Raw genomic sequence first — 24333 nt, forward strand, 5'->3', positions numbered from 1 at the left:
ACCAGGAACCGGTCGGGGCAACGCGCCCCAACCCACCCAGTCCATCTGTTTGCAGGAGACAGAACATGACTGCTGTAATCGATGACCCTGTTCATACCCACACGGATCACGCCCACGGCCCTGCCAAAGGCCTGATGCGCTGGGTGCTGACCACCAACCACAAGGATATCGGCACGCTGTACCTGTGGTTTGCGTTTTCCATGTTCCTGCTTGGCGGCTCGTTCGCGATGGTAATTCGCGCTGAGTTGTTCCAGCCTGGGTTGCAAATCGTCCAGCCGGAATTCTTCAACCAGATGACCACCATGCACGGTCTGGTGATGGTGTTCGGCGCGGTGATGCCGGCTTTCGTCGGTCTCGCCAACTGGATGGTCCCGCTGATGATCGGCGCACCGGACATGGCGTTGCCGCGGATGAACAACTTCAGCTTCTGGCTGTTGCCGGCGGCGTTCATTTTGCTGGTTTCGACCTTGTTCATGCCGGGTGGCGGGCCGAACTTCGGCTGGACGTTCTACGCGCCGCTGTCGACGACCTACGCGCCCGAAAGCGTGACTTTCTTCATTTTCGCCATCCACCTGATGGGGATCAGTTCGATCATGGGCGCGATCAATGTGATCGCCACCATCCTCAACCTGCGCGCCCCCGGCATGACGTTGATGAAAATGCCGCTGTTCGTCTGGACCTGGCTGATCACCGCATTCCTGCTCATTGCAGTGATGCCGGTGCTGGCTGGTTGCGTGACGATGATGCTGATGGACATCCACTTTGGCACCAGCTTCTTCAGTGCCGCCGGTGGCGGTGATCCGGTGTTGTTCCAGCATGTGTTCTGGTTCTTCGGTCATCCCGAGGTGTACATCATGATCCTGCCGGCCTTCGGTGCCGTCAGCTCGATCATCCCGGCCTTTTCGCGCAAACCGCTGTTCGGCTACACATCGATGGTTTACGCCACCGCGAGTATCGCGTTCCTGTCGTTCATCGTCTGGGCGCACCATATGTTCGTGGTCGGCATTCCGCTGGTGGGCGAGCTGTTCTTCATGTACGCGACGCTGCTGATCGCGGTACCCACCGGAGTGAAGGTGTTCAACTGGGCCAGCACCATGTGGCAGGGCTCACTGACCTTCGAGACACCGATGCTGTTCGCGGTGGCGTTTGTGATCCTGTTCTCCATCGGCGGTTTCTCAGGGTTGATGCTGGCTATCGCCCCGGCGGACTTCCAGTATCAGGACACCTACTTCGTGGTCGCGCACTTCCACTACGTACTAGTGCCGGGAGCGATCTTCGGGATCTTCGCTTCGGCCTACTACTGGATGCCGAAATGGACCGGCCACATGTACGACGAAACCCTCGGAAAGCTGCATTTCTGGCTGTCGTTCATCGGCATGAACATGGCCTTCTTCCCGATGCACTTCGTAGGGCTGGCGGGCATGCCGCGGCGGATTCCGGACTACAACCTGCAATTCGCCGACTTCAATATGGTGTCGTCGATCGGCGCCTTCATGTTCGGTGCCACGCAGATCTTCTTCCTGTTCATCGTGATCAAGACCATTCGCGGCGGCCCGCCAGCACCGGCCAAACCGTGGGACGGAGCCGAAGGCCTGGAGTGGAGCATTCCGTCACCGGCGCCGTATCACACCTTCACCACGCCGCCGGAAGTGAAATGAACACCTTGGCTGCCGCCACTACTGTAGGAGCGAGCATGCTCGCGAAAAAACCGAGAGCGCCGTGGGGTTTCAGGCACCCAGCGTCATCGTTAACGACCATCGCGAGCATGCTCGCTCCTACAGGGGTCTGAAATCATGGCTGACTCGATTTCGATGAAGAAACTGGTCACCCGGCTGTTGCTGGTGGTCGTAGCGATGTTTGTCTTCGGGTTTGCTCTGGTGCCGATCTACGACGTGATGTGCAAGGCATTCGGCATCAACGGCAAGACCGCTGGGCAGTACGAGGGCGAGCAGACGGTCGATGCCTCGCGGCAGGTTCGCGTGCAGTTCCTGACGACCAACTCCGTCGACATGCCCTGGGATTTCTATCCGAAGAGCGATGAGCTGACGGCCAACCCGGGGGCGGTGAGCGAGATGATCTTCATTGCGCACAACCCCACCGACCGCCCGATGAGTGCCCAGGCCGTCCCGAGCATCGCGCCCAGCACGGCGGCGGCGTACTTCCACAAAACTGAATGTTTCTGCTTTACCCAGCAAGTGCTGCAGCCCGGTCAACGGATCGAGATGCCGGTACGGTTCATCGTTGACCGCGACATGCCCAAGGATGTGAAGCACCTGACGCTGTCCTACACGCTGTTCGATATCACCGCCCGACATCCACCGGTCGCTGTAAACACTGGCGGTTGAGCGTGCCCGATAAGGAGAACAATAAATGGCAACTCATGAACACTATTACGTTCCGGCCCAGAGCAAATGGCCGATCATCGCCACGGTCGGTATGGTCACCACTGTGTTCGGCCTGGGCACCTGGTTCAACGATCTGAAAGCCGCGCGGCCGGAATCCCATGGCCCGCTGATCTTCTTCGTTGGCGGCCTGCTGCTGGCCTACATGTTGTTCGGCTGGTTCGGCACGGTGATCAAGGAAAGTCGCAGCGGGTTGTACAGCGCTCAAATGGATCGCTCGTTTCGCTGGGGTATGAGCTGGTTCATCTTCTCGGAAGTCATGTTCTTCATCGCCTTCTTCGGCGCGCTGTTTTATGTGCGCCACGTTTCCGGCCCCGCGCTCGGTGGCGAAGGCGTAAAAGGCATTGCACACATGCTATGGCCAAACTTCGAGTTCACCTGGCCGCTGCTAAACAATCCGGACTCCAAACTGTTCCCCCCACCCAAAGAAGTCATCAGCCCCTGGGGTCTGCCGCTGCTCAATACCGTATTGCTGGTCAGCTCCAGCGTCACCGTGACCATCGCCCACCATGCTTTGAAAAAAGGCCATCGCGGCGCGTTGAAGCTCTGGCTGGCGCTCACCGTGCTGCTGGGCTGTGCGTTCCTCACCTTCCAGGCTGAAGAATACATGCACGCCTACCACGAACTGGGCCTGACCCTGGGCTCAGGCATCTATGGCGCCACGTTCTTCATGCTCACCGGGTTCCACGGCGCGCACGTGACCATTGGCACCATCATCCTGTTCGTGATGCTGATGCGGATCATGCGCGGGCACTTCGACAATGACCATCAGTTCGGTTTCGAGGCGGCGAGTTGGTACTGGCACTTCGTGGATGTGGTGTGGATCGGGCTGTTCGTTTTCGTTTATGTACTGTAGGAGCGAGCTTGCTCGCGAAGAACCCGAGAAGATCGCGGGGTGTCAGGTTCTCAGCGTTATCGTTGGCTACCATCGCAAGCAAGCTCGCTCCTACAGCTACCACGGTGCGTGAGAGACAAGCTGGCCGCTGAAAAAACCCCAGGCTATTAAGCCAACGGTACAGGCGGCCAAGGCAACACGGACACTCAAGGCAATGACGAGGCGGTTTGAACTACTGTCGTCCTTGACCAGAAAAAACAGGCCGCTGAACAGGCTGACAACCGTGGCAATCAGCATCAGGACGATAGCTGCTTTGAGCATGGTGGAACTCCGGGGGACAAGCGATGCATTTGAGTATAGCTATCGCGCTGACCGACTTTCTGGCGACGCCATGAAGCGCTTTCGGCCGGGCGTTGTACCGACACTGGTGGTTGCACTCCTGCTGCCGCTGTTGATGTCGCTCGGGTTCTGGCAATTGAGCCGGGGCGCGGAGAAAAGCGCGCTGCTGCAAAGCTACACCGAGCGCCGGGCAGCCGAGCCGATGGCCAGTACCGAACTGCAACACCGCTCAGATCCGGCCTTCCGCCGGGTTCGCCTGCACGGCCAGTTCGATGCAACTCACAGTCTGTTGCTGGATAACCGTCAGCGCGACGGCAAGGTCGGGGTGGAGTTGCTGCAACCGTTTCAGGATCAGGCGACCGGGCTGTGGCTGCTGGTCAACCGCGGCTGGCTGCCATGGCCGGACCGTCGTACAGCGCCACAATTCACTACGCCCGCGGACACCTTGAGCCTCGACGCTTGGGTCTACGTTCCCCCCGGCGCGACCTTCCAGCTCCACGCCGACCCAAGCACCAGCACCTGGCCAAAACTGCTGACGGCCGTTGACCCGAACACACTCTGGAAAGCCCTGGGCCGCGAAGGCTTTGCCTACGAGTTACGCGCAGAAAACGGACCCGCGACTTACCGGGCCGATTGGCCCGTCGTTGCCATGGGCCCCGAAAAACACATCGCTTATGCCGTGCAGTGGTTCGCCATGTCGATCGCCCTGTTCGGCCTTTATGTCTACCTCGGCTGGCACAACGCAAAGGAGAAACACCATGGGAGCGGCCATGAATCCACCCAGCATGTCTGAGGCAAAATCGCCAGCGAGTCGGCGCAAGGGGCGTTTGCAGCTGCTGCTGATCGTGCTCGGCGTGGTCGGTCCGATGATCCTCGCCACCGGCATGTACAAATTGCAGTTCTGGGTGCCGGACGGCCGCAGTTATCACGGCGAGCTGATAGGCAACGGCCAGACCCGAGCCAACCTCGGCGTGCAGGCCGATGAACAACGCTGGCAGTTGCTGGTGACCGCGCCCAAGGAGTGTTCCGTGGATTGTCAGCAACTGGTTTATCTGGCGCGGCAGATTCAGATCGGCCTGGGCCCCGATACCGGGCGAGCCAGTCATGCAATCGCCTCGGCACAGCCGCTGAGCGGTGATTACGACGCCAAGCTGACTCGGGAGTATCCTCAGTTACAGCGCTATCCGCTGGACCTGACCACCTTCAGCAAGGCCATGGGCGAGAAAACCGCGCCGCAACTGTGGATCATCGACCCCCACGGCAATCTGGTGCTGCGCTACGACCCGTCGGTCAAAGGCAAGGATTTGCTCAATGACCTGCGGCACCTGCTGAAACTGTCGAACATCGGATAAGGGCATCGTCATGGCCAAACCTGGATTTCGCCTCGCGCTGTTTGCCACCTTCCTGGCACTGATTGTGGTGTTGCTCGGCGCCTACACCCGCCTGACCCACGCCGGCCTCGGCTGCCCGGACTGGCCCGGTTGCTATGGCTTTATCAGCGTGCCGAAAAGCGAAGTCCAACTGGCCCATGCCGAACTGCATTTCCCGGACGCTCCGGTGGAGGCTCATAAGGGCTGGAACGAGATGGTCCACCGCTACTTCGCAGGCACCCTTGGCTTGCTGATTTCGGTATTGGCCGGTCGGGCCTGGGTCCATCGTCGGCATCCGGGGCAACCGGTGAAGCTGCCGCTGTTCCTGCTGGCGGTGGTGTTCGCCCAGGCAGCGTTCGGCATGTGGACGGTGACGCTCAAACTCTGGCCGCAAGTGGTGACCGGGCATTTGCTCGGCGGGTTCGCCACGTTGAGCCTGTTGTTCCTGCTGACTTTGCGCCTGTCCGGCGTGCTGCCGGCGCTGACGGTGCCACGTCGCTTGCAGTACTGGGCGACCGCCGGGCTGTTGCTGGTGATCGGGCAGATCGCCCTCGGCGGCTGGGTCAGTTCCAACTATGCCGCCGTGGCATGCATCGACTTTCCGACTTGCCACGGGCAATGGCTGCCACCAGCTGATTTCGCAAACGGCTTTCACCTGACTCAGCACATCGGCCCGAACTATCTCGGCGGGCAACTGGACAGCGATGCCCGCACCGCGATTCACCTGACACATCGCATCGGCGCATTGCTGGTGACGCTGGTGTTGCTCGGCCTGGCCTGGCAATTGAAGGTGGTCGGCATGACGCGCCTGGCGGGACTGGTATTGATCGCCCTCGCCGCTCAAATCACCCTTGGCATCAGCAATGTGCTGTTTCATCTGCCGCTACCGGTGGCAGTGGCGCACAACGCCGGCGGCGCGGCGCTGTTGCTGACGATGGTGCTGGTCAACTATCACGCGCGAACCAGTCTGGTTCGGGTCAAGCAGCCGACTCGCTGGCGCTTCAGCCCGCGTAAACATTCAGCCGGGCCTATAACAATAAAAGGAGAGATGCCATGGCGATTCTGATCGGCGAGCGGCACAGTCAGGCGATCTGGCGTGACTACCTGGAACTGACCAAGCCCAAAGTGGTGGTGCTGATGCTCATCACTTCGCTGGTGGGGATGTTCCTCGCGACCCGCGCCGGGGTGCCATGGACCGTGCTGGTGTTCGGCAATCTGGGGATTGCGTTGTGCGCGGGCGGCGCGGCAGCGGTGAATCACGTGGTGGATCGGCGGATCGATGCGGTGATGGCGCGCACCCACAAGCGGCCATTGGCCGAAGGGCGAGTATCACCGACTGCTGCACTGACGTTCGCATTGGTGCTGGCGGTACTTGGGCAGGGTCTGCTACTGGCGTTCACCAACCCGCTGACGGCTTGGCTAACGCTTGCTTCACTGCTCGGCTATGCCGTGGTCTATACGGGGTTTCTCAAACGCGCGACGCCGCAGAACATCGTCATCGGCGGCCTCGCCGGTGCTGCCCCGCCACTGCTGGGCTGGACCGCCGCCACCGGCCATGTCAGCGCTGAACCATTGTTGTTGGTGCTGATCATCTTCGCCTGGACCCCGCCGCACTTCTGGGCGCTGGCCATTCACCGCAAAGAGGAATACGCCAAGGCTGACATCCCGATGCTGCCGGTGACCCACGGCGAGCATTACACCAAGGTGCATATCCTGCTTTATACCGGCGCTCTGCTGGCCGTCAGCCTGATGCCGTACGTGATCCACATGAGCGGCCTGCTCTACCTGATTTGCGCCATCGGCCTGGGCGCGAGGTTTCTGCAATGGGCCGTGGTGCTGTACCGTGGCACTCGGCCGCACGCGGCGATCAGCACCTTCAAGTACTCTATTTACTACTTGTTCCTGCTGTTCATCGCCCTGCTCGTAGACCACTACTTATTGTTGAACCTATGACCCGAACCCAAAAAACCGTCTTCATTCTTGTCGCCCTGATCGCGCTGGTCCTGGGCCTGACTATCAATAAAGTGCTGTCCGGGAAAGGCCAGGGTGACCCGACGGCGTTGATCGATGCTGGCATCATCCTGCTGCCGCAAAGCCGCAATCTGCCGGATGTGACGATGACCGATCAGGACGGCAAACCGGTGGCGATCAACGAGCTCAAGGGCAAGTGGTCACTGTTGTTCTTCGGCTACACCTTCTGCCCGGACATTTGTCCGACCACCCTCGCCCAGCTGCGCCAGATCAAGAGCGAACTGGCGCCCGAAGCTGTGAACAAGTTGCAAATCATCCTGGTCAGCGTCGACCCAAACCGCGATACGCCCAAGCAACTCAAGCAGTACCTGGGTTATTTCGATCCGCAATTCATCGGCCTGACGCCGACGTCGACCGAGGAGCTGCAAAAAGTGGCCAATGCTGTGAGCATCCCGTTCATTCCGGCGGACACCAGCAAGCCAAACTACACCGTCGACCACAGCGGCAACCTCGCGGTGATCGGGCCGGATGGAACGCAGCGTGGGTTCATTCGGGCGCCGTTGAACAACCAGAAACTGGTGGCGCAGTTGCCAGTGATGCTTAACCGTAAATAACCACCACACCCCTGTAGGAGCCGGCTTGCTGGCGATGGCAATCTCACAGACGCCTTCGCCGACAAGCCGGCTCCTACAGAGGGTGTAGTGTTTCAGCACAAAAAAGGGGACGCTCATGGCGTCCCCTTTTTCGTTGCATCAGCAGATCAGAACGCCGGCACTACCGCGCCTTTGTACTTCTCGATGATGAATGCCTTCACTTCCGGACTGTGCAGTGCAGCAACCAGTTTCTTCATCGCGTCGCTGTCCTTGTCGTCCGGACGGGCAACGAGGATGTTTACGTAAGGCGAGTCGCTGCCTTCGATGACCAGTGCGTCCTTGGCCGGATCGAGCTTGGCTTCCAGCGCGTAGTTGGTGTTGATCAGCGCCAGATCGACCTGGGTCAGCACGCGCGGGATGGTCGCGGCTTCCAGTTCACGGAATTTCAGGTCTTTGGTGTTCTCGGTGATGTCTTTGACGGTCGACAGGATGTTGTTCGAATCCTTCAATTTGATCAGGCCGGCCTTGGCCAGCAGCAACAGCGCGCGGCCGCCGTTGGTGGCGTCGTTCGGGATCACTACAGTGGCGCCACCAGGCAGTTCGGTCAGCGCTTTGTACTTGCTGGAGTACGCGCCCAGAGGTTCGAGGTGCACGCCGGCAACCGACACCAGATTGGTACCCTTGGCCTTGTTGAACTCGTTGAGATACGGCTGGTGCTGGAAGAAGTTGGCGTCCAGACGTTTTTCCGCCACCTGCACGTTCGGCTGGATGTAGTCGGTGAAGACCTTGACCTTCAGGTCCACGCCTTCCTTGGCCAGAGCCGGTTTAACGAACTCGAGGATTTCCGCGTGCGGGACTGGTGTGGCTGCGACAGTCAGGGTATCGGCAGCGTGGGCGGAAAAGGCTGCGACGGCAGCGAAGGCGACGAGTAGTTTTTTCATTCAGCTAACTCCTTGTGAGGCGCCCGTTTGGCGCCTGCCAGCGAATGGCCGGCTCATGTCTTATTTACGGGAAAAGTGGACGACCAATTTGTCGCCGACGGTTTGCAGGACCTGTACCAGCACTAGCAACAACACCACCGTGACCACCATCACGTCAGTCTGGAAACGCTGGTAACCGAAACGGATCGCCAGGTCGCCCAGACCACCGGCACCCACCACACCGGCCATTGCCGTGTAGGACACCAGTGTAATGGCTGTCACCGTAATCGCCGCAAAGATGCCCGGACGGGCTTCCGGCAACAACGCATTGGTGATGATCTGCCGCGTGGTCGCGCCCATCGACTGGGTCGCTTCAATGATCCCGCGATCCACTTCACGCAGCGCGGTTTCCACCAGTCGCGCGAAGAACGGCGTGGCGCCCACCACCAGCGGCGGGATCGCACCGGCGACACCCAGCGAGGTGCCGGTGATCAGTACGGTGAACGGGATCATCACGATCAGCAGAATGATGAACGGCAGCGAACGCAGGATGTTCACCACCAGGGACAACATCGCATAGACGCCTTTTGCTTCCAGCAACTGACGCGGGCTGCAGAGGAACAGCAACACACCCAGCGGCAGGCCCAGCAACACGGTGAACAACAGCGAGCCGCCAAGCATCAGCATGGTGTCGCCGGTGGCCAACCAGATTTCGAACCAGTCGATGTTGGCGAAGAAACTTGTCAGGGCTTCCATTAACGCAGCACCTCCATGTGGACGTCGGCTGCGGTGAAGCGGGCGAAGGCCGCTTCCATGTCACCGCCGGTCACGGCCAGGGTCAGTTGCCCGTAAGGGATGTCTTTGATGCGATCGATACGACCGGCAAGGATGCTGTAGTCCACACCCGTTTCGCGGGCGACGGTACCCAGCAGCGGCGCGTAGGTCGCTTCGCCCTGGAAGGTCAGACGCACGATGCGTCCGGGCACGTGAGCGAAGTCGTCGCGCTGTTCGCCTTCGTCGATCTGCTCGTCTTCCTGGACGAAGCGCTTGGTGGTCGGGTGTTTCGGATGCAAGAACACCTCGGCCACCGAACCCTGCTCGACGATCACGCCAGCGTCCATCACGCCTACCTGATCGCAGACCCGGCGGATCACGTCCATTTCATGGGTGATCAACACGATGGTCAGCTTCAATTCGCGATTAATCTCGGCCAGCAATTGCAGGACCGACGCCGTGGTCTGCGGGTCCAGTGCACTGGTGGCTTCGTCGCACAGCAGGATTTTCGGCTTGGTAGCCAGGGCGCGGGCAATGCCGACACGCTGCTTCTGCCCGCCGGACAACTGCGCCGGGTATTTGTTGGCGTGATCGGACAAACCGACCCGCGACAGCAATTGAGCAACACGCTGGTCGATGTCGCTGCGCGACAGTTCACCGGCCAGCGTCAGCGGCAGTGCAACGTTGTCAGCTACGGTCTTGGAGGCCAGCAGGTTGAAGTGCTGAAAAATCATCCCGACCTGTTGACGGAAACGACGCAAACCGTTGGCGTCGAGCGCGGTGATTTCCTCGCCATCGACAATGATCTTGCCGCCACTGGAGTTTTCCAGACGATTGATCAGACGCAGAAGGGTACTTTTTCCCGCACCGGAATGACCGATCAGGCCAAAAACCTGACCGTTCTCAATCGTCAGATTGGTCGGGTGCAGGGCGGGGATATCCTTACCGGCGACGCGGTAGGTTTTATGGACGTTTTGAAACTCGATCACGTAGCGAACCTTGTGGGGCGCGTTGGAAAAGGATCAGCGGTTAGCCGGGCGCGCATTTTAGCCTGTCCGTATAGAGGTTCTTAGCATTTATTTCGCTTTCAACCTGTCATTTGGCAATAACGCGATCAAAGGTCAGAAAAAAGGAACGGCTAAAAACCTCGTCAGTCACTACGTAAGCAGCTCGAATAAGCCTAAGGAGTGACGCCTGATGAGTACTAAGAAGCCTGCCGCGTCCCAGAGCGACCTGGCCGGGACCGATACCCTGGATCGCAGCAACACCAACGCCAAGCTCGATAGCCTGGAAAAATTCCGCTCCGACGCCACCGGCCAGGCCCTTCGCACCAATCAAGGCGTGAAGGTGGCGGACAATCAGAACACCCTGAAGGCAGGCGCACGCGGGCCGTCGCTGCTGGAAGATTTCATCATGCGTGAAAAAATCACGCACTTTGACCATGAGCGCATACCCGAGCGCATCGTCCACGCGCGCGGCACCGGCGCCCATGGTTACTTCCAGAGTTATGAGAACCATAGCGTTTTGACCAAGGCCGGTTTCCTGCAGGACCCTGGCAAAAAGACTCCGGTGTTCGTGCGCTTTTCTACGGTCCAAGGTCCTCGCGGGTCAGGCGATACCGTGCGCGATGTACGAGGTTTCGCTGTGAAGTTTTTCACCGACGAAGGCATCTACGACCTGGTTGGCAACAACATGCCGGTGTTTTTCATTCAGGACGCCATCAAGTTTCCGGATTTCGTACACGCGGTGAAACCTGAACCGCACAACGAAATACCCACCGGTGGCTCAGCCCACGACACCTTCTGGGACTTTGTCTCGTTGCAACCGGAATCGGCGCACATGGTGATCTGGGCCATGTCCGACCGGGCGATCCCCAAAAGTCTGCGCAGCATGCAGGGCTTCGGTGTGCATACCTTTCGCCTGATCAATGCCGAAGGAAAATCACGCTTCGTCAAATTCCACTGGCGCCCCACCGCCGGCACCTGTTCGCTGGTGTGGGATGAAGCGCAAAAGCTTGCGGGAAAAGACGCCGACTACCACCGTCGCGATCTCTGGGAATCCATCGAGATGGGTGACTATCCGGAGTGGGAACTGGGTGTTCAGGTCGTGGAAGAGGAAAACGAACACGCATTCGAATTCGACATCCTCGATCCGACCAAAATCATTCCCGAAGAAATCGTGCCCATCACGCCGCTAGGCAAAATGACCCTGAATCGGAACCCAGACAGTTTTTTTGCCGAAACAGAGCAGGTCGCTTTCTGCCCTGGACATGTCGTGCCGGGGATCGACTTCTCTAACGATCCGCTACTGCAAGGTCGGTTGTTTTCCTACACCGATACGCAGATCAGCCGACTCGGCGGGCCGAATTTTCACGAGATTCCAATCAACCGTCCAGTAGCACCGTTCCACAATGGCCAGCGGGATGGAATGCACCGCACCACGATCGACAAGGGGCGCGCGGCCTACGAACCGAACTCCGTCGACGGCGGCTGGCCGAAAGAAACTCCGCCCGCTGCGCAAGATGGCGGCTTCGAGAGTTACCCGGAGCGCATCGACGCCAACAAGATCCGCCAGCGCAGCGAGTCATTCAGCGACCACTTTTCCCAGGCACGACTGTTTTTCCACAGCATGAGCAAGCACGAACAGGAACACATCATCTCGGCGTACAGCTTTGAGCTGGGCAAGGTTGAGCGTGAGTTCATTCGGGCGAGACAAGTAAATGAGATCCTGGCAAACATCGATCTGGAACTGGCCAAACGGGTTGCGCAGAATCTGGGCCTGCCTGCGCCGAAAGCTGGAACGGTCGACGTTCCGAAAACTTCCCTGGAGCGCTCGCCGGCCCTGAGCCAGGCCAACTTGCTACCCCAGACATCAAAACCCGCAAAGTGGCGATTCTGGCGGCCAATGGTGTCGACGGCGCAGCGATTGATGCGATGAAGAAAGCGCTGGAGGCTGAAGGGGCGCATGCCAAATTGCTCGGTCCGACCTCGGCGCCAGTCACAACCGCGGATGGCAAGTCGTTGCCGGTAGACGCATCCATGGAAGGTTTGCCCTCAGTGGCGTTCGACGCGGTGTTCGTGCCCGGGGGCGCGGCGTCGATCAAGGCATTGAGTACTGACGGCGTGGCGCTGCATTACCTGCTGGAGGCTTACAAGCACCTGAAAGCGATTGCTTTGCATGGCGAGGCGAAACAGTTGCTGGATGTGCTGAAGCTGGAGGCCGATGCGGGGCTGATCGTGGGTACGGACGCCAAGTTGTTCAAGGCGTTTTTTACCGCGATCGGACAGCATCGGGTTTGGGATAGGGAGCCGAAGGCCAAGGCGATTCCGGCCTGAGGTCTTTATCGGTTGGGAGGACGCCTTCGCGGGCAAGCCTCGCTCCTACAGGATCGGGTCGTTCGCCAATATTGTGAACGACCCGATCCTGTAGGAGCGAGGCTTGCCCGCGAAGCTTTTTAGGGTTTACGTGGGCTTAAAACCATCTGCGCCGGAACGCTGCGAATAATCTGCCGCTCAAGGCTCAGATCAAACTGCGGATCAAGCTTCTTCACCCGCTTGGTCAGCAAATTAGCCAACCAGGGATAATCATCAGTACGCGGCGCCTGAATGCTCACGTCGCACTGATAGTTCACTACATCGACGGCGATCGCATCCAGTTGACGGCGCAACTTGGCCATATCGGTGATATTCAAAGCTACCGTGGTGCTTTCGGCCGCTGGGTCAATGACCTTCGCTTTTGGCTTGGCTTCGGCTGCCTTGAGAGCAGCTTCGGTTTTTTCCAGTTCAGCCTTGCGGGCTTGAGCGAGGGCACCATTGACCCCGCCTGTCAGCGCCGGAGCCTTGGGCATCAGGGCGCGGGCACGGGCCAGGGCAGTGGCAGCAGCGTTGACGTCACCTTTTTGCAGCACGATCTGGCTGCGCATCAGATAGGCTTCGGCCAATTGTCGCTGGTATTGCTCCAGGGATTGATCGTTGGGCGATTCAGCCTGCAAGGCTGCCAGTTGATCTTCAGCCGTGGCCAGTTCGCTGCTGGCCAGGCTTTGCTCAAGCTGTGCAATGGCCGTCGCCCGCGCATCCGGAGCCTCGGTGGCCGCCGGTGGCGTGCTTTGGCAAGCGCCCAGCAGCAAAGAAAATGCGACAAGGAGCAGATAACGGGAGGGGAACGACTTCATTCCTGCGACTCTCTATATGCGCAAAAAACGAGCAAGTCTACACCCCTCGGCGGGGCAGAACAAAACTCAGCAGAAACAGCGCGGCGGCCGTCACCACAATCGATGGGCCGGCCGGAGTGTCCTTGAACCAGGACAGCGCCAGCCCGCCACACACGGCGAGTACGCCCAGCAGGCTCGCGCCCAATGCCATCTGTTCTGGCGAGCGGGCGTGACGTTGTGCCGCAGCCGCCGGGATGATCAGCAACGAAGTGATCAGCAACACACCAACGATTTTCATCGCCACGGCAATCACCACGGCTATCAGCAACATCAACGCCATGCGCAATCCCGCTACGGGCAGGCCTTCGACCCTGGCCAGCTCTTCATGCACGGTGATCGCCAGCAAGGGTCGCCACAACGTCACCAACAACACTAGCACCGCCGCGCTGCCGCCGAGAATCCAGGCCAGATCGGTCGGGCTGATCGCCAACAGGTCGCCGAACAGATAGGCCATCAGGTCGATCCGTACTTCGTGCATGAAGCTTAGTACCACCAAGCCCAAAGAGAGGGTGCTCGGTGCGAGAATTCCTAAAAGCGTGTCGGACGCCAGTGGCTGACGCTGCTGCAACGTCACCAGCAACACCGCCAACAACAAGCAGCCGACTGTGACCGCGACGGTCGGGCTGACATCCAGCAGGAAGCCCAACGCCACACCCAGCAACGCCGCATGGGACAAGGTGTCGCCAAAATAGGCCATGCGCCGCCAGACCACAAAAGAACCCAACGGCCCCGCGACGACTGCCAAAGCCAGACCTGCAAGCAGGGCGTAGAGCAGAAAATCAGCCATGCTTGCAGCTATCTCCATGAACATGGTTATGGCCCGACGTGGGCGCCTTGACCACCGAGCCATGCAAATCGTGGGCGTGGTCGTGATGGTGGTGATAAATCGCCAGGCTTTGTGCGTTTTTTCCGAACAGCTCGACGAATGCCGGATCGCCGCTGACCTGCTCGGGGTGGCCGGAGCAGCAGACATGGCGATTCAGGCAAACCACCTGATCGGTGGTGCTCATCACCAGGTGCAGATCGTGAGAAACCATCAACACACCGCAGCCGTGACGGTCACGCAGGCGGGTGATCAGGCTGTAGAGTTCGGCTTGGCCGGCAACATCGACGCCTTGTACCGGCTCGTCGAGCACCAGCAGTTCCGGTTCGCGTAATAGTGCTCGGGCCAGCAAGACACGCTGCATCTCACCACCCGAAACACTTTGCACGGGGCTGTCGATCACCTGTTCAGCGCCGACTTCCTTGAGCGCGGCCAGGGCCATCGCACGGTCCACGCCCGGTACCAGACGCAAGAAACGCAGTACCGAGAGCGGTAGGGTCGGATCGACATGCAGCTTTTGCGGCATATAGCCGACCCGCAGTTTCGGTTTGCGCCAGACACTGCCGCTGTCAGGCTTCAAGAGCCCGAGCACGGCGCGCACCAGGGTGGTCTTGCCGGCGCCGTTTGGGCCAATCAGGGTGACAATCTGCCCAGGCTCGACGCTCAGCTCGATGTTATCCAGCACACTTTGTCCGGCAAACGTGACAGCAACCTTCTCGAGGCGGATCAGCGCGTTGCTCATCAAGCCCCCTGGCAACCCGAGCAGAGACCGACCACTTCGACGGTCTGGCCTTCGACGACAAACCCGACGTCCTTGGCGCTGGCGATGATCGCGTCGCTGATGGATTTCTGTTCGAGCTCAATGGCAGCGTGGCAATCGCGGCAGATCAGGAACTGCCCCTGGTGCGCGTGTTCCGGATGATTACAGCCGATGAAGGCATTGAGCGATGAAATCCGGTGCACCAGGCCGTTTTCCAACAGGAAATCCAGCGCGCGGTACACCGTTGGCGGCGCTGCGCGGCGGCCATCCTGCTCGCTGAGCACCGCGAGAATGTCGTAGGCGCCCAACGGCTTGTGGCTTTGCCACACCAGCTCCAGCACCCGCCGACGCAACGCGGTAAGGCGCAGGCCCTGACGCTCGCACAGGGCGTCGGCCTCTGACAGAGCGCTGTGTACGCAATGAGAGTGGTCGTGGGGGCGGCTGGCAATCGGAGTTTTAGGCATGAGCGGCGACGATTTTTGTGAGAGACGTTATTATGTTACCCGTTCTCGCCTCTTCGAGTAGTCATCGTGTCCCGACTTTTTTCTATCTTTGTCGCATTTGTCGCAAGTTTTCTGCTGATCGGTCCCGCGCAAGCCGAGGTCAAGGTGCTCACCAGCATCAAGCCGCTACAGTTGATCGCCGCTGCGGTGCAGGACGGTGTAGCGATCCCGGAAGTCTTGCTACCGCCCGGCGCTTCGCCACATAACTATGCCTTGCGCCCTTCCGACGTACGGAAGGTGCAATCGGTGGATCTGCTGTACTGGATCGGGCCGGACATGGAAGGGTTCCTGCCGCGCGTGCTGAACGGTCGTACGCTGCCCAGCGTTGCCGTGCAGGATTTGCCAGGCATGAAGCTGCGTCGTTTCGCCGAAGATAGTCACTCCCACGCCGAAGAAGCCGATGAGCATGACCACGATCACCGTCCGGGTAGCCTGGACGCACATTTGTGGCTGTCGCCGATCAACGCGCGGGTCATCGCCACGAAAATGGCCTCTGACCTCAGCGCGGCTGATCCTGCCAATGCAGCGCGCTATCAGAGCAACCTCAAGGCATTTGATGAGCGCCTCGATGCCCTCGACCTGCGCTTGAAGAAACGTCTGGCTGGTGTTGAAGGCAAACCTTACTTCGTGTTCCACGAAGCTTTCGATTACTTCGAAGACGCTTACGGCCTTAAGCATGCGGGTGTATTCAGTGTCGCTGCCGAAGTGCAACCCGGCGCCCAGCACGTCGCGGCGATGCGTGCGCGATTGCAGGAAGTCGGCAAGACCTGCGTGTTCAGCGAACCGCCGCTGCGTCCGCGCCTGGCAGAAACCCTGGTGGCCGGCCTGCCAGTGAAACTGGCGGAACTGGATGCTCTGGGCGGGTACACCCCGGCGACTGCTCAGGGGTATGAGCAGGTATTGGAGAAGTTGGGAAATGATTTGGCGGGGTGCCTGGAGTCGTTGTAACTCCAGAAATCGAGTCGCCCCATTCGCGGGCAAGCCTCGCTCCTACAGGGGTTACGACACAACCCCTAATGAAATGGTTACCCCCGCCGCCCCCTGTGATCGCGCACTAAGCTTTCGCAGGGGGCCCACCGGAGACCATTGTCATGAACAACAAAGTAGCTATTGCCGCCATCGACCTGGGTAAACACACCTTCCACCTTCACGCACAAGATGATCGTGGTCATGAAGTTCAGCGCAAAAAATTCAATCGAACGGCGCTCATCCAGCATCTGGCGAATCTCGATCCCTGCACCGTTGTAATGGAAGCCTGTGGTGGCGCTCACTTCATGGCCCAGGAGATCGCAAAGCTGGGCCATACGCCCAAACTCATTGCCCCTCATCTCGTGCGTCCCTACGTGAAAAGCAACAAGAACGACTTCGCCGATGCCGAAGCGATCTGCGAGGCGGCGACTCGCCCGACGATGCGCTTTGTGCCGCCCAAAACCCAAGCCCAACAGGCGCTGGCCATGTCCAACTCGATACGTGAATCGTTCATCAAAGACCGCACTGCGACCGCCAATCGGATTCATGCCGCTCTTCTGGAGGTCGGCATCAGCCTGGCCCCCGGCTTCAAATCGATCAACACGCTGCCGGCGCTGCTTGAGGCGAGCTCAATCTCTCAGCCCTTCAAAAAAAATCTGACAAAGCTGTATCAGCACTTCAAGTATTTGGATGAGGAGGTCAAGTCGCAGGACAAAGACGTGGCATGCCAGGCCGCTGAAGATGATCTGGCTGCGCGCTTGATGACCATGCCGTGTGTCGGCCCGATCACCTCCACCGCCTTGGCTGCAGAGTTGGGCGATGGCAAACAGTTCAAATGCGGCCGAGGCTACGCGGCATCGATCGGGCTGGTACCTAAACAGCACGGTACGGGCGACAAGACTGTGCTGTTGGGCATCAGCAAGCGTGGCGATCGAAACCAGAGGCGCTTGCTCATCCAGTGTGCCCGCGTTTACGTGATGCATCTGGACCGCCAGAAAGGCCGGCTGGCGGACTGGGTCCGCCAGCTATTGGCGTCCCGCCATCACTCCAATCTCGTGGTCTGCGCGCTGGCCAACAAGCTGGCGGAACTGGATGCTCTGGGCGGGTACACCCCGGCGACTGCTCAGGGGTATGAGCAGGTGCTAGAGAAGTTGGGTAATGATTTGGCGGGGTGCCTGGAGTCTTTGTAACTCCAGAAATCGAGTCGCCCCATTCGCGGGCAAGCCTCGCTCCTACAGGGGTTACGACACAACCCCTGTAGGAGCGAGGCTCGCCCGCGAAGCTCTTAGAGGGCGAAAGGCAACGGCGTGCTGACTGTCTGCCGCTGCGCCAACCGCTGCTGAAACTCCATCGGATCGTGAATCAACACATCCTGCCCGGCAAATGACTCCGCCGCGATCAGCCGCGACAACCAGAAGCGCACACACGCCACCCGCAACATCGTCGGCCAAAGTTCAGCCTCGGCAGCCGTGAACGGACGCAACGCGGCATAAGCACCCAGCAATGCCCGCGCCCGAGGCCCATCGATCAAACCTTTGTCGTCAGAACACCAGTCGTTCAAGGCAATCGCCACGTCGTAGAGCATCGGCCCAGAGCAGGCATTGTAGAAATCGATCAGGCCGGTCAGGTGCGTGCCTTCGAACATCGCGTTGTCGCGGAACAGATCTGCGTGGATGTTGGCCCGCGGCAGTGCCAGAATTTTCTCTTTCTGCTGGGTGATTTCATCCAGCGCCCGTTTCAGCAGGTCTTTCTGCTCGGCATTCAGGTGCGACAGAAACTGCGTGCCCTCTTCCAGCATCCAGTCCAGGCCACGATCGGTTTTACGCTTGATCATGTTGGCCTGGGTCGCCACGTGCAGGTGAGCAAGCAACTCGCCCACTTGCGCGCAATGCTGCGCATTGGCTTGTTTGATGTGCTTGCCGGCCAGGCGCGGTTGCAACAGCGCAGGCTTGCCTGCCAGTTCGCGCAACGCGACGCCGTCGGTGGTACGCAGGGCGTAAGGCACCGGCAGATCGGCTTCGTGCAGCACGTCGAGCAATTCGATGAAGAACGGCATCTCCTGGACCGGGCCACGCTCGACCAGCGTCAGGACAAATTCGCCCTGTTCCATACTGATAAAGAAATTGGTGTTTTCGCTACCGGCGGCAATCCCCTGGAAATCAAGCAGGCGGCCGAGGCCATAAGGGGCGAGAAAGGTTTCCAGCTCGGGCCGAGCCAGGGGGGTGAACACAGACATGTTTAAACTGCCAGTACGGGCGCTGCTGTTGAGCCAGCGCCGATTGAAATTAAGAAACTATTTCCACTCAAAGATCTTCCACGACGGAATCAGCATATCCGGCTGATCCGAGCGGATAAAGTTCGCATCTGTACCGTCCGCGCGCACCAGAAAATACGGTGGTGCGCCCTTCGGTGTGACCTTGATTGCATAGAGGAAACCGTTTTGGCGGTATTCCTGAATGACTTTGTCCCCTTCCGTGCGGATCGTGACTTCCGGTTCTGGAGTCGGCGCACCGTCCGCCGCCATGACGGCCAATGGTGCAATTGCAAACAACCCAGCCAGCAACAGGCGATTTAGTGTGCGCATGATAACCTTGTCCCTTTGTCGTCAACGGTCCCGCTATTCTAGCGCCGGACCCGCCGAAAAGGTTGATCCTGCTCATGAGCCAAGCCCCCTCGTCCTGGTGGACGGTTCTTCTTACCTGTATCGCGCCTTTCACGCGCTGCCACCACTGACCACCTCTAAAGGCCTGCCAACCGGTGCGGTCAAGGGCGTGTTGAACATGCTCAAGAGTCTGCGCAAGCAGTACCCGGATAGTCCGTTCGCAGTCGTTTTCGACGCCAAGGGTGGGACATTTCGCGATGAGATGTACGCCGAATACAAGGCCAATCGTCCGAGCATGCCTGACGACATGCGCGTGCAGATCGAACCGTTGCATCAGAGCGTGATCGCCCTGGGCTTCCCGCTGCTGTGCGTCGAAGGCGTCGAAGCCGACGACGTGATCGGCACCCTGGCTCGCAGCAGCGCCGCCGCCGATCGTCCGGTGGTCATCTCCACCGGCGACAAGGACATGGCGCAACTGGTCGACGGCCACATTACCTTGGTCAATACGATGACCGGTAGCAGCATGGACGTGGAGGGCGTGAAGGAGAAATTCGGCGTCGCTCCGGAGCAGATCATCGATTATCTGGCGCTCATGGGCGATTCTTCCGACAACATTCCGGGCGTTCCGGGCATTGGTCCGAAAACCGCTTCCGGCCTGTTGGTCGGTGTAAATGGCGGCCTGAGCGAGCTCTACGCGCAACTCGACATCGTCCCGACCCTGCCAATCCGCGGCGCCAAAACCCTGCCGGCCAAGCTCGAAGAACACAAGGAGATGGCGTTCCTCTCCTATCAACTGGCGACGATCAAGGTCGATGTGCCGCTGGACATCGGCCTCGATGACCTGCAAATGGGTCAGGAAGATCCGGTAAAACTCACCGAACTCTACAACCTGCTCGAATTCAAGAGCTGGCTGAACGATCTGCAACGGGATGCCAAGCGTATAGAGCTGAGCGCTGCTGACGAGCCTGCACCCGTCGTCGATCTGTTTAGCGCCGCCGAGGCCGAAGCGCCGGTTGTGACGCCTGAAACCCGATACGAAACCATCCTAGATCAGGCGCGTTTCGATGCCTGGATGGAAAAGCTGAAAAACGCCCCGCTGTTCGCCTTCGACACTGAAACCACCGGCATCGACGCGCAACAGGCGCAACTGGTGGGTCTGTCGTTTGCGGTGAAGGCCAACGAAGCGGCCTACATCCCGCTGACCCATTCCTACATCGGCGTACCCGAGCAACTGGATCGCGACACCGTCCTGCGCGCCCTCAAGCCGATTCTGGAAGACCCGAACAAACTCAAGGTCGGCCAGCACGCCAAGTTCGACATGAACATCCTGGCCAACTGCGCCATCGGCGGCGATCAGGCCAACGGCATCAACGTGCGCGGCATTGCCTTCGACACCATGCTCGAATCCTACGTGCTCAACTCCACGGCCACCCGCCATGACATGGACAGTCTGGCGCTGAAGTATCTGGACCACACCACGGTGAGTTTCCAGGACATCGCCGGCAAAGGCGCGAAGCAGCTGACCTTCGATCAAATTGCCCTTGAGCAGGCTGGCCCGTATGCCGCGGAGGACGCCGATATCACCTTGCGTCTGCACCAGGCTCTGTTCGAGAAACTCACTGCGATCCCGAGCCTGGCCAGTGTACTGACCGACATCGAAATCCCGCTCGTGCCGGTGCTCGCGCGTATCGAGCGCCAAGGGGCTTTCGTCGATGCCGCGCTGCTCGGCGTGCAAAGCATCGAACTGGGCGAAAAGATGGTGGCGCTGGAGCGTGAAGCCTTCGAGATTGCCGGGGAGGAGTTCAACCTCGGTTCGCCCAAGCAACTTGGCGTCATCCTTTACGAGAAGCTCGGCCTGCCGGTATTGAAGAAGACCGCCAAGGGCCAGCCGTCTACCGCCGAAGAAGTGCTGGCCAAATTGGCCGAGGATGACTACCGGCTGCCCAAGGTGCTGATGCAATACCGTTCCATGAGCAAGCTGAAAAGCACCTACACCGACCGCCTGCCGGAGCAGATCAACCCACGCACCGGACGGATTCACACCTCGTATCACCAGGCAGTAGCGTCAACCGGGCGCCTGTCTTCCAGTGACCCGAACCTGCAGAACATCCCGGTGCGCACCGCTGAAGGGCGTCGCATCCGTCAGGCCTTTGTGGCCCCGACCGGTTACAAATTGCTGGCGGCGGACTATTCGCAGATCGAACTGCGGATCATGGCGCACCTGTCCCGGGACGAAGGCCTGATGAACGCTTTCCGGCACAATCTGGACGTGCACACCGCGACCGCCGCCGAGGTATTCAAGGTCGAACTGACAGAGGTGACCTCCGATCAACGCCGCAGCGCCAAGGCGATCAACTTCGGCCTGATCTACGGCATGGGCGCGCAGAAGCTCGGCAAAGACATCGGCGTCGATACCAAGACCGCTAAAGCCTACATCGATACGTATTTCGCCCGTTATCCCGGCGTGCGCGAGTACATGGACCGCACCCGCGCGCAGGCAGCGGATCAGGGGTATGTGGAAACGTTCTTCGGCCGTCGGTTGTATCTGCCGGAGATCAACTCCAACAAGCCGCAAGAGCGCGCCGCCGCCGAACGCACAGCGATCAACGCGCCCATGCAAGGCACCGCGGCCGACATCATCAAGAAAGCCATGGTCGCAGTGGACAACTGGCTGACGTCGTCCGGCCTCGACGCCAAAGTCATCCTGCAAGTGCACGATGAACTGGTGCTTGAAGTACGCGAAGATTTGGTCGATCAGGTTCGCGATGAAATTCGCGTTTATATGAGCGGCGCGGCGAAACTGGATGTTCCGCTACTGGTCGAAGTAGGCGTAGGCAATAACTGGGATGAGGCGCACTGAGCCATCTGAAAATTCGCGGCCCGTGTAGGAGCGAGCTTGCTCGCGATGGAGTGTCAGTCGAAATAGATTTGTCTGACCCACCATCGCGAGCAAGCTCGCTCCTACAGATAGTGCCGCGGCAGAAGGGTGAAGAGCGCTTAGTCCGAAACGTGCTTGAGGTTATTCCAAAGGCATTTGAAAAAATTCTGAACTAATCCGGCAAATCTCTACTCAGAGTTACTGAATGGCTGGTGAAGCCCTTCGATGCTCCTATGTTGTGTTAAGTGTTGGCAGATATCTGGACCCCGCCCTAGCGGTCTGGAACTTGAACCCCGGAACTTCCCCCTCCCCATAAGAAGTCCGGGGTTTTTTTTGCCTGAAAACTGCCTGTGACGCGCTCAAGCAAGGCAAAAGCGCATCACAGTCAGTTTTTTATCCGGCAACCTCGGCACCCTTGTCCGCCAGCTCCATCCAGCCTGCCAATACCGTGTAGGCGTCTTCCAGCCCCAAGCGTTTCGGCGCCGAAAACAGCTGAATCGTCACGCTGTCGCCCCAGCCCTTGCGGATTTCCGACTGAACCTTGAGCAGCGTGTTCTTGGCCGCGCCATAGGTCAGCTTGTCCGCCTTGGTCAGCAGAATGTGCATCGGCATGCCGGCCGCCACGGCCCAGTCGAGCATCAACAGGTCGAAGTCGGTCATTGGATGACGGATGTCCATCATCAGAATCAGACCCTTCAAACTCTCGCGCCCACCCAGATAAGCCTCCAGGTGACGCTGCCAGTGTTGCTTGAGCGGGATTGGCACTTTTGCGTAACCGTAGCCTGGCAGGTCGACCAGACGACGTTCATCGTCTAGCTTGAAGAAGTTCAACAGTTGCGTGCGCCCCGGAGTTTTCGAGGTGCGCGCCAGGCTGGCATGCGTCAGGGTGTTAAGCGCACTGGACTTGCCGGCGTTGGAACGCCCGGCGAAGGCGACTTCAAAACCTTCGTCGTCCGGACATTGGTCGACTTTGGCGGCGCTGAGCATGAAGGTGGACTGTTGGCACAGACCGAGGATGGGATTCTTGAGTTGCATGGGATTTCCGATGTGGGCGGCGCCGGGAATGGGCGCGGCAAGCAGTGTCGCTTCCGTTTCAGTGACGCCAGTATATAATGCCGCAGATTTTGTGTGCGCTTTGTCCCAGCGTAGGATGAAGTTCACGAGAGCGACAGACCTTGATTGCGCACTAGAACGCAGCACGCTCTCAACCCTGAAAAGGTCGTTTTATGACGAAATGGCTGCTAGCTGCCGGTGTCTTGATGCCGCTTTACAGCGCTCAGGCTACACAGGATCCGGAAGCTGTGTACAACCGTGTTTGTGGTGCCTGTCATTCCGGCCAACTACCCATGGCGCCCAAAAGAGGCGATCAGGAAGCTTGGACGCCGAGGTTGGCGAAAGGTATGGAGACGCTGGTGCAACACGTAACCCAGGGTTTCAAGGCGATGCCGCCGCGTGGTTTGTGCATGGACTGCAGTGCCGAGGATTACCGAGCCATCATCCAGTGGATGAGCGAGTAACCCGGCCCATAACTCTTAACCCTTAGCCGTAGTTGGATTAGCTGATGACCAAATTGATCGTGAGTCTGCTGTTGACCGTGGGAATCTCCGGCATTGCCCATGCTGCAAGTGAGCCGGTAAAACCTGGTGACGCCGCCGCAGGCCAGACAAAAGCCGCTTTGTGCGGCGCCTGTCATGGCCCGGATGGCAACAGCATGGCGCCAAACTTTCCAAAACTGGCGGGGCAAGGTGAACGCTACCTGACCAAGCAGCTGCACGACATCAAGTCGGGCAAGCGCACCGTTCTGGAAATGACCGGCCTGCTGACCAACCTGAGCGATCAGGACCTGGCGGACATCGCCGCCTACTTCGCCAGCCAGAAAGGCAGCGTCGGCGCCGCCGACCCGAAAGTCGTAGCTCGCGGTGAAGCATTGTTCCGTGGCGGTGATCTGGCCAAGGGTCTGCCATCCTGCACAGGTTGCCACTCGCCAAATGGCGCAGGCAACGCGGCCGCGGGCTTCCCGCATCTGGGTGGTCAACACGCTCAATATGTCGCCAAGCAACTGACCGAATTCCGCAAGGAAGAAGGCGGCCGGGCCAACGACGGCGATACCAAACCGATGCAGACCATTGCCAAGAAGCTGAGCGACGAAGACATCGCCGCAGTGTCCAGCTACATTCAAGGCCTGCACTAATACCGACGAATCGAGCATTGAGTAAGGCATACATATCTTGCAACGTTAACGCTCGATTAATCCGTCGCAGCAAGTATAAAAAGGGTGGCTTTGGCTGCCCTTTTTTGTGGCCGCTGCCGTTACACTACAGAACTCAGGCCCGCCATGATCTGTCTGAAAACAGGTCGCGCGAGGCGATAAAATTTGTCCAGGA

At 59.3% G+C, this 24333-nt stretch carries 24 protein-coding genes and 1 pseudogene; 14 read left to right on the top strand and 11 right to left on the bottom strand.

Annotated elements, in window-relative coordinates:
• Positions 1–65: 65 nt before the first annotated feature.
• The 3 genes from ctaD (at position 66) to CES87_RS00205 (ending at position 3258) form a co-directional block, all read left to right on the top strand.
• The gene (ctaD, locus tag CES87_RS00195) at positions 66–1658 is read left to right on the top strand and encodes a cytochrome c oxidase subunit I (protein ID WP_128604457.1); all 1593 of its coding nucleotides are present in this window, start codon (positions 66–68) and stop codon (positions 1656–1658) included.
• A gap of 135 nt (positions 1659–1793) precedes the next feature.
• Positions 1794–2345, top strand: a complete 552-nt coding sequence (locus CES87_RS00200) for a cytochrome c oxidase assembly protein (RefSeq protein WP_128604458.1) — start codon at positions 1794–1796, stop codon at positions 2343–2345.
• A gap of 25 nt (positions 2346–2370) precedes the next feature.
• Positions 2371–3258, top strand: coding sequence for a cytochrome c oxidase subunit 3 (locus tag CES87_RS00205; RefSeq protein WP_128604459.1), 888 nt, complete (start codon positions 2371–2373; stop codon positions 3256–3258).
• A gap of 96 nt (positions 3259–3354) precedes the next feature.
• Here the strand turns inward: CES87_RS00205 and CES87_RS00210 are convergent, their stop codons facing one another.
• Positions 3355–3558: a twin transmembrane helix small protein gene (locus CES87_RS00210; protein WP_096514058.1), complete on the bottom strand. Its 204-nt coding sequence runs from the start codon at positions 3556–3558 to the stop codon at positions 3355–3357.
• A 70-nt stretch (positions 3559–3628) separates the two neighbouring features.
• Here CES87_RS00210 and CES87_RS00215 point away from each other — a divergent pair, with 70 nt between their 5' ends.
• The 5 genes from CES87_RS00215 to CES87_RS00235 are packed head-to-tail and all read left to right on the top strand — an operon-like array spanning position 3629 to position 7531.
• Positions 3629–4369 carry an SURF1 family protein gene (locus CES87_RS00215; protein WP_128604460.1) on the top strand — a complete coding sequence of 247 codons (741 nt, stop codon included), beginning with the start codon at positions 3629–3631 and terminating at the stop codon, positions 4367–4369.
• Positions 4335–4928 (top strand): hypothetical protein, encoded by a 594-nt coding sequence (locus CES87_RS00220; RefSeq protein ID WP_128604461.1) that lies wholly within the window; start codon positions 4335–4337, stop codon positions 4926–4928. Before CES87_RS00215 ends, CES87_RS00220 begins: the two co-directional genes overlap by 35 nt.
• Positions 4929–4938: 10 nt before the next feature.
• A complete protein-coding gene (locus CES87_RS00225; protein ID WP_128604462.1) occupies positions 4939–6012 on the top strand; it encodes a heme A synthase in 1074 nt (357 codons plus the stop codon).
• Entirely contained in the window at positions 6000–6899 is a 900-nt protein-coding gene (cyoE, locus tag CES87_RS00230; RefSeq protein WP_128604463.1) for a heme o synthase, read from the top strand. Before CES87_RS00225 ends, cyoE begins: the two co-directional genes overlap by 13 nt.
• On the top strand, positions 6896–7531 hold the full coding sequence (locus CES87_RS00235) for an SCO family protein (RefSeq protein ID WP_128604464.1): 636 nt from the start codon (positions 6896–6898) through the stop codon (positions 7529–7531). The genes cyoE and CES87_RS00235 overlap by 4 nt, the downstream gene beginning before the upstream one ends.
• 146 nt (positions 7532–7677) lie before the next feature.
• On the opposite strand, the gene CES87_RS00240 is transcribed toward CES87_RS00235, so the two are convergent.
• The 3 genes from CES87_RS00240 to CES87_RS00250 are packed head-to-tail and all read right to left on the bottom strand — an operon-like array spanning position 7678 to position 10193.
• Positions 7678–8451: a MetQ/NlpA family ABC transporter substrate-binding protein gene (locus tag CES87_RS00240; protein ID WP_128604465.1), complete on the bottom strand. Its 774-nt coding sequence runs from the start codon at positions 8449–8451 to the stop codon at positions 7678–7680.
• A gap of 60 nt (positions 8452–8511) precedes the next feature.
• Positions 8512–9186 carry a methionine ABC transporter permease gene (locus CES87_RS00245; RefSeq protein WP_128604466.1) on the bottom strand — a complete coding sequence of 225 codons (675 nt, stop codon included), beginning with the start codon at positions 9184–9186 and terminating at the stop codon, positions 8512–8514.
• Entirely contained in the window at positions 9186–10193 is a 1008-nt protein-coding gene (locus CES87_RS00250; RefSeq protein ID WP_128604467.1) for a methionine ABC transporter ATP-binding protein, read from the bottom strand. The genes CES87_RS00245 and CES87_RS00250 overlap by 1 nt, the downstream gene beginning before the upstream one ends.
• Positions 10194–10401: 208 nt before the next feature.
• Between CES87_RS00250 and katE the strand changes: the two are divergent.
• Positions 10402–12539 (top strand): annotated as a pseudogene (katE, locus tag CES87_RS00255) (catalase HPII).
• Between the two features lie 119 nt (positions 12540–12658).
• On the opposite strand, the gene CES87_RS00260 reads toward katE, so the two are convergent.
• The 4 genes from CES87_RS00260 to zur are packed head-to-tail and all read right to left on the bottom strand — an operon-like array spanning position 12659 to position 15461.
• Positions 12659–13375, bottom strand: a complete 717-nt coding sequence (locus CES87_RS00260; RefSeq protein ID WP_128604468.1) for a PA5502 family lipoprotein — start codon at positions 13373–13375, stop codon at positions 12659–12661.
• A gap of 37 nt (positions 13376–13412) precedes the next feature.
• Entirely contained in the window at positions 13413–14201 is a 789-nt protein-coding gene (gene znuB / locus CES87_RS00265) for a zinc ABC transporter permease subunit ZnuB (protein WP_128604469.1), read from the bottom strand.
• Positions 14194–14979 carry a zinc ABC transporter ATP-binding protein ZnuC gene (znuC, locus tag CES87_RS00270; RefSeq protein WP_128604470.1) on the bottom strand — a complete coding sequence of 262 codons (786 nt, stop codon included), beginning with the start codon at positions 14977–14979 and terminating at the stop codon, positions 14194–14196. Before znuC ends, znuB begins: the two co-directional genes overlap by 8 nt.
• Positions 14979–15461, bottom strand: a complete 483-nt coding sequence (gene zur, locus CES87_RS00275; RefSeq protein ID WP_128604471.1) for a zinc uptake transcriptional repressor Zur — start codon at positions 15459–15461, stop codon at positions 14979–14981. Before zur ends, znuC begins: the two co-directional genes overlap by 1 nt.
• Positions 15462–15527: 66 nt before the next feature.
• Here zur and CES87_RS00280 point away from each other — a divergent pair, with 66 nt between their 5' ends.
• Positions 15528–16448 carry a zinc ABC transporter substrate-binding protein gene (locus CES87_RS00280; RefSeq protein WP_128604472.1) on the top strand — a complete coding sequence of 307 codons (921 nt, stop codon included), beginning with the start codon at positions 15528–15530 and terminating at the stop codon, positions 16446–16448.
• A 143-nt stretch (positions 16449–16591) separates the two neighbouring features.
• Positions 16592–17659, top strand: coding sequence for an IS110 family transposase (locus tag CES87_RS00285; protein WP_256590806.1), 1068 nt, complete (start codon positions 16592–16594; stop codon positions 17657–17659).
• Between the two features lie 95 nt (positions 17660–17754).
• On the opposite strand, the gene CES87_RS00290 is transcribed toward CES87_RS00285, so the two are convergent.
• Positions 17755–18705, bottom strand: a complete 951-nt coding sequence (locus CES87_RS00290; RefSeq protein WP_128604473.1) for a homoserine kinase — start codon at positions 18703–18705, stop codon at positions 17755–17757.
• A 57-nt stretch (positions 18706–18762) separates the two neighbouring features.
• Positions 18763–19053: a DUF2782 domain-containing protein gene (locus tag CES87_RS00295; protein WP_128604474.1), complete on the bottom strand. Its 291-nt coding sequence runs from the start codon at positions 19051–19053 to the stop codon at positions 18763–18765.
• Between the two features lie 94 nt (positions 19054–19147).
• Here CES87_RS00295 and polA point away from each other — a divergent pair, with 94 nt between their 5' ends.
• Positions 19148–21931 (top strand): DNA polymerase I, encoded by a 2784-nt coding sequence (gene polA / locus CES87_RS00300; protein ID WP_128604987.1) that lies wholly within the window; start codon positions 19148–19150, stop codon positions 21929–21931.
• A 411-nt stretch (positions 21932–22342) separates the two neighbouring features.
• Here polA and yihA read toward each other — a convergent pair whose 3' ends face one another.
• Positions 22343–22984, bottom strand: a complete 642-nt coding sequence (gene yihA, locus CES87_RS00305) for a ribosome biogenesis GTP-binding protein YihA/YsxC (protein ID WP_128604475.1) — start codon at positions 22982–22984, stop codon at positions 22343–22345.
• 191 nt (positions 22985–23175) lie between these two features.
• Here yihA and CES87_RS00310 point away from each other — a divergent pair, with 191 nt between their 5' ends.
• The gene (locus tag CES87_RS00310) at positions 23176–23466 is read left to right on the top strand and encodes a cytochrome c5 family protein (protein ID WP_128604476.1); all 291 of its coding nucleotides are present in this window, start codon (positions 23176–23178) and stop codon (positions 23464–23466) included.
• A 44-nt stretch (positions 23467–23510) separates the two neighbouring features.
• Complete coding sequence (locus CES87_RS00315) at positions 23511–24140, top strand: cytochrome c4 (protein WP_128604477.1); 630 nt, start codon at positions 23511–23513, stop codon at positions 24138–24140.
• Positions 24141–24333 lie beyond the last annotated feature (193 nt).

The sequence above is a fragment of the Pseudomonas sp. ERMR1:02 genome (genome assembly GCF_002277815.1).
Classification (GTDB): domain Bacteria; phylum Pseudomonadota; class Gammaproteobacteria; order Pseudomonadales; family Pseudomonadaceae; genus Aquipseudomonas.

Excerpts from the sequence above, each read along its gene's own strand:
- CES87_RS00315 (WP_128604477.1), top strand. The coding sequence starts at position 23,511 with ATGACCAAATTGATCGTGAGTCTGCTGTTGACCGTGGGAATCTCCGGC.
- CES87_RS00310 (WP_128604476.1), top strand. The coding sequence starts at position 23,176 with ATGACGAAATGGCTGCTAGCTGCCGGTGTCTTGATGCCGCTTTACAGC.
- CES87_RS00295 (WP_128604474.1), bottom strand. The coding sequence starts at position 19,053 with ATGCGCACACTAAATCGCCTGTTGCTGGCTGGGTTGTTTGCAATTGCA.
- CES87_RS00290 (WP_128604473.1), bottom strand. The coding sequence starts at position 18,705 with ATGTCTGTGTTCACCCCCCTGGCTCGGCCCGAGCTGGAAACCTTTCTC.
- CES87_RS00200 (WP_128604458.1), top strand. The coding sequence starts at position 1,794 with ATGGCTGACTCGATTTCGATGAAGAAACTGGTCACCCGGCTGTTGCTG.
- yihA (WP_128604475.1), bottom strand. The coding sequence starts at position 22,984 with ATGCAACTCAAGAATCCCATCCTCGGTCTGTGCCAACAGTCCACCTTC.
- CES87_RS00225 (WP_128604462.1), top strand. The coding sequence starts at position 4,939 with ATGGCCAAACCTGGATTTCGCCTCGCGCTGTTTGCCACCTTCCTGGCA.
- CES87_RS00245 (WP_128604466.1), bottom strand. The coding sequence starts at position 9,186 with ATGGAAGCCCTGACAAGTTTCTTCGCCAACATCGACTGGTTCGAAATC.
- ctaD (WP_128604457.1), top strand. The coding sequence starts at position 66 with ATGACTGCTGTAATCGATGACCCTGTTCATACCCACACGGATCACGCC.
- CES87_RS00240 (WP_128604465.1), bottom strand. The coding sequence starts at position 8,451 with ATGAAAAAACTACTCGTCGCCTTCGCTGCCGTCGCAGCCTTTTCCGCC.
- zur (WP_128604471.1), bottom strand. The coding sequence starts at position 15,461 with ATGCCTAAAACTCCGATTGCCAGCCGCCCCCACGACCACTCTCATTGC.
- CES87_RS00215 (WP_128604460.1), top strand. The coding sequence starts at position 3,629 with ATGAAGCGCTTTCGGCCGGGCGTTGTACCGACACTGGTGGTTGCACTC.
- CES87_RS00210 (WP_096514058.1), bottom strand. The coding sequence starts at position 3,558 with ATGCTCAAAGCAGCTATCGTCCTGATGCTGATTGCCACGGTTGTCAGC.
- CES87_RS00220 (WP_128604461.1), top strand. The coding sequence starts at position 4,335 with ATGGGAGCGGCCATGAATCCACCCAGCATGTCTGAGGCAAAATCGCCA.
- CES87_RS00205 (WP_128604459.1), top strand. The coding sequence starts at position 2,371 with ATGGCAACTCATGAACACTATTACGTTCCGGCCCAGAGCAAATGGCCG.
- CES87_RS00260 (WP_128604468.1), bottom strand. The coding sequence starts at position 13,375 with ATGAAGTCGTTCCCCTCCCGTTATCTGCTCCTTGTCGCATTTTCTTTG.
- CES87_RS00285 (WP_256590806.1), top strand. The coding sequence starts at position 16,592 with ATGAACAACAAAGTAGCTATTGCCGCCATCGACCTGGGTAAACACACC.
- CES87_RS00235 (WP_128604464.1), top strand. The coding sequence starts at position 6,896 with ATGACCCGAACCCAAAAAACCGTCTTCATTCTTGTCGCCCTGATCGCG.
- znuB (WP_128604469.1), bottom strand. The coding sequence starts at position 14,201 with ATGGCTGATTTTCTGCTCTACGCCCTGCTTGCAGGTCTGGCTTTGGCA.
- cyoE (WP_128604463.1), top strand. The coding sequence starts at position 6,000 with ATGGCGATTCTGATCGGCGAGCGGCACAGTCAGGCGATCTGGCGTGAC.
- znuC (WP_128604470.1), bottom strand. The coding sequence starts at position 14,979 with ATGAGCAACGCGCTGATCCGCCTCGAGAAGGTTGCTGTCACGTTTGCC.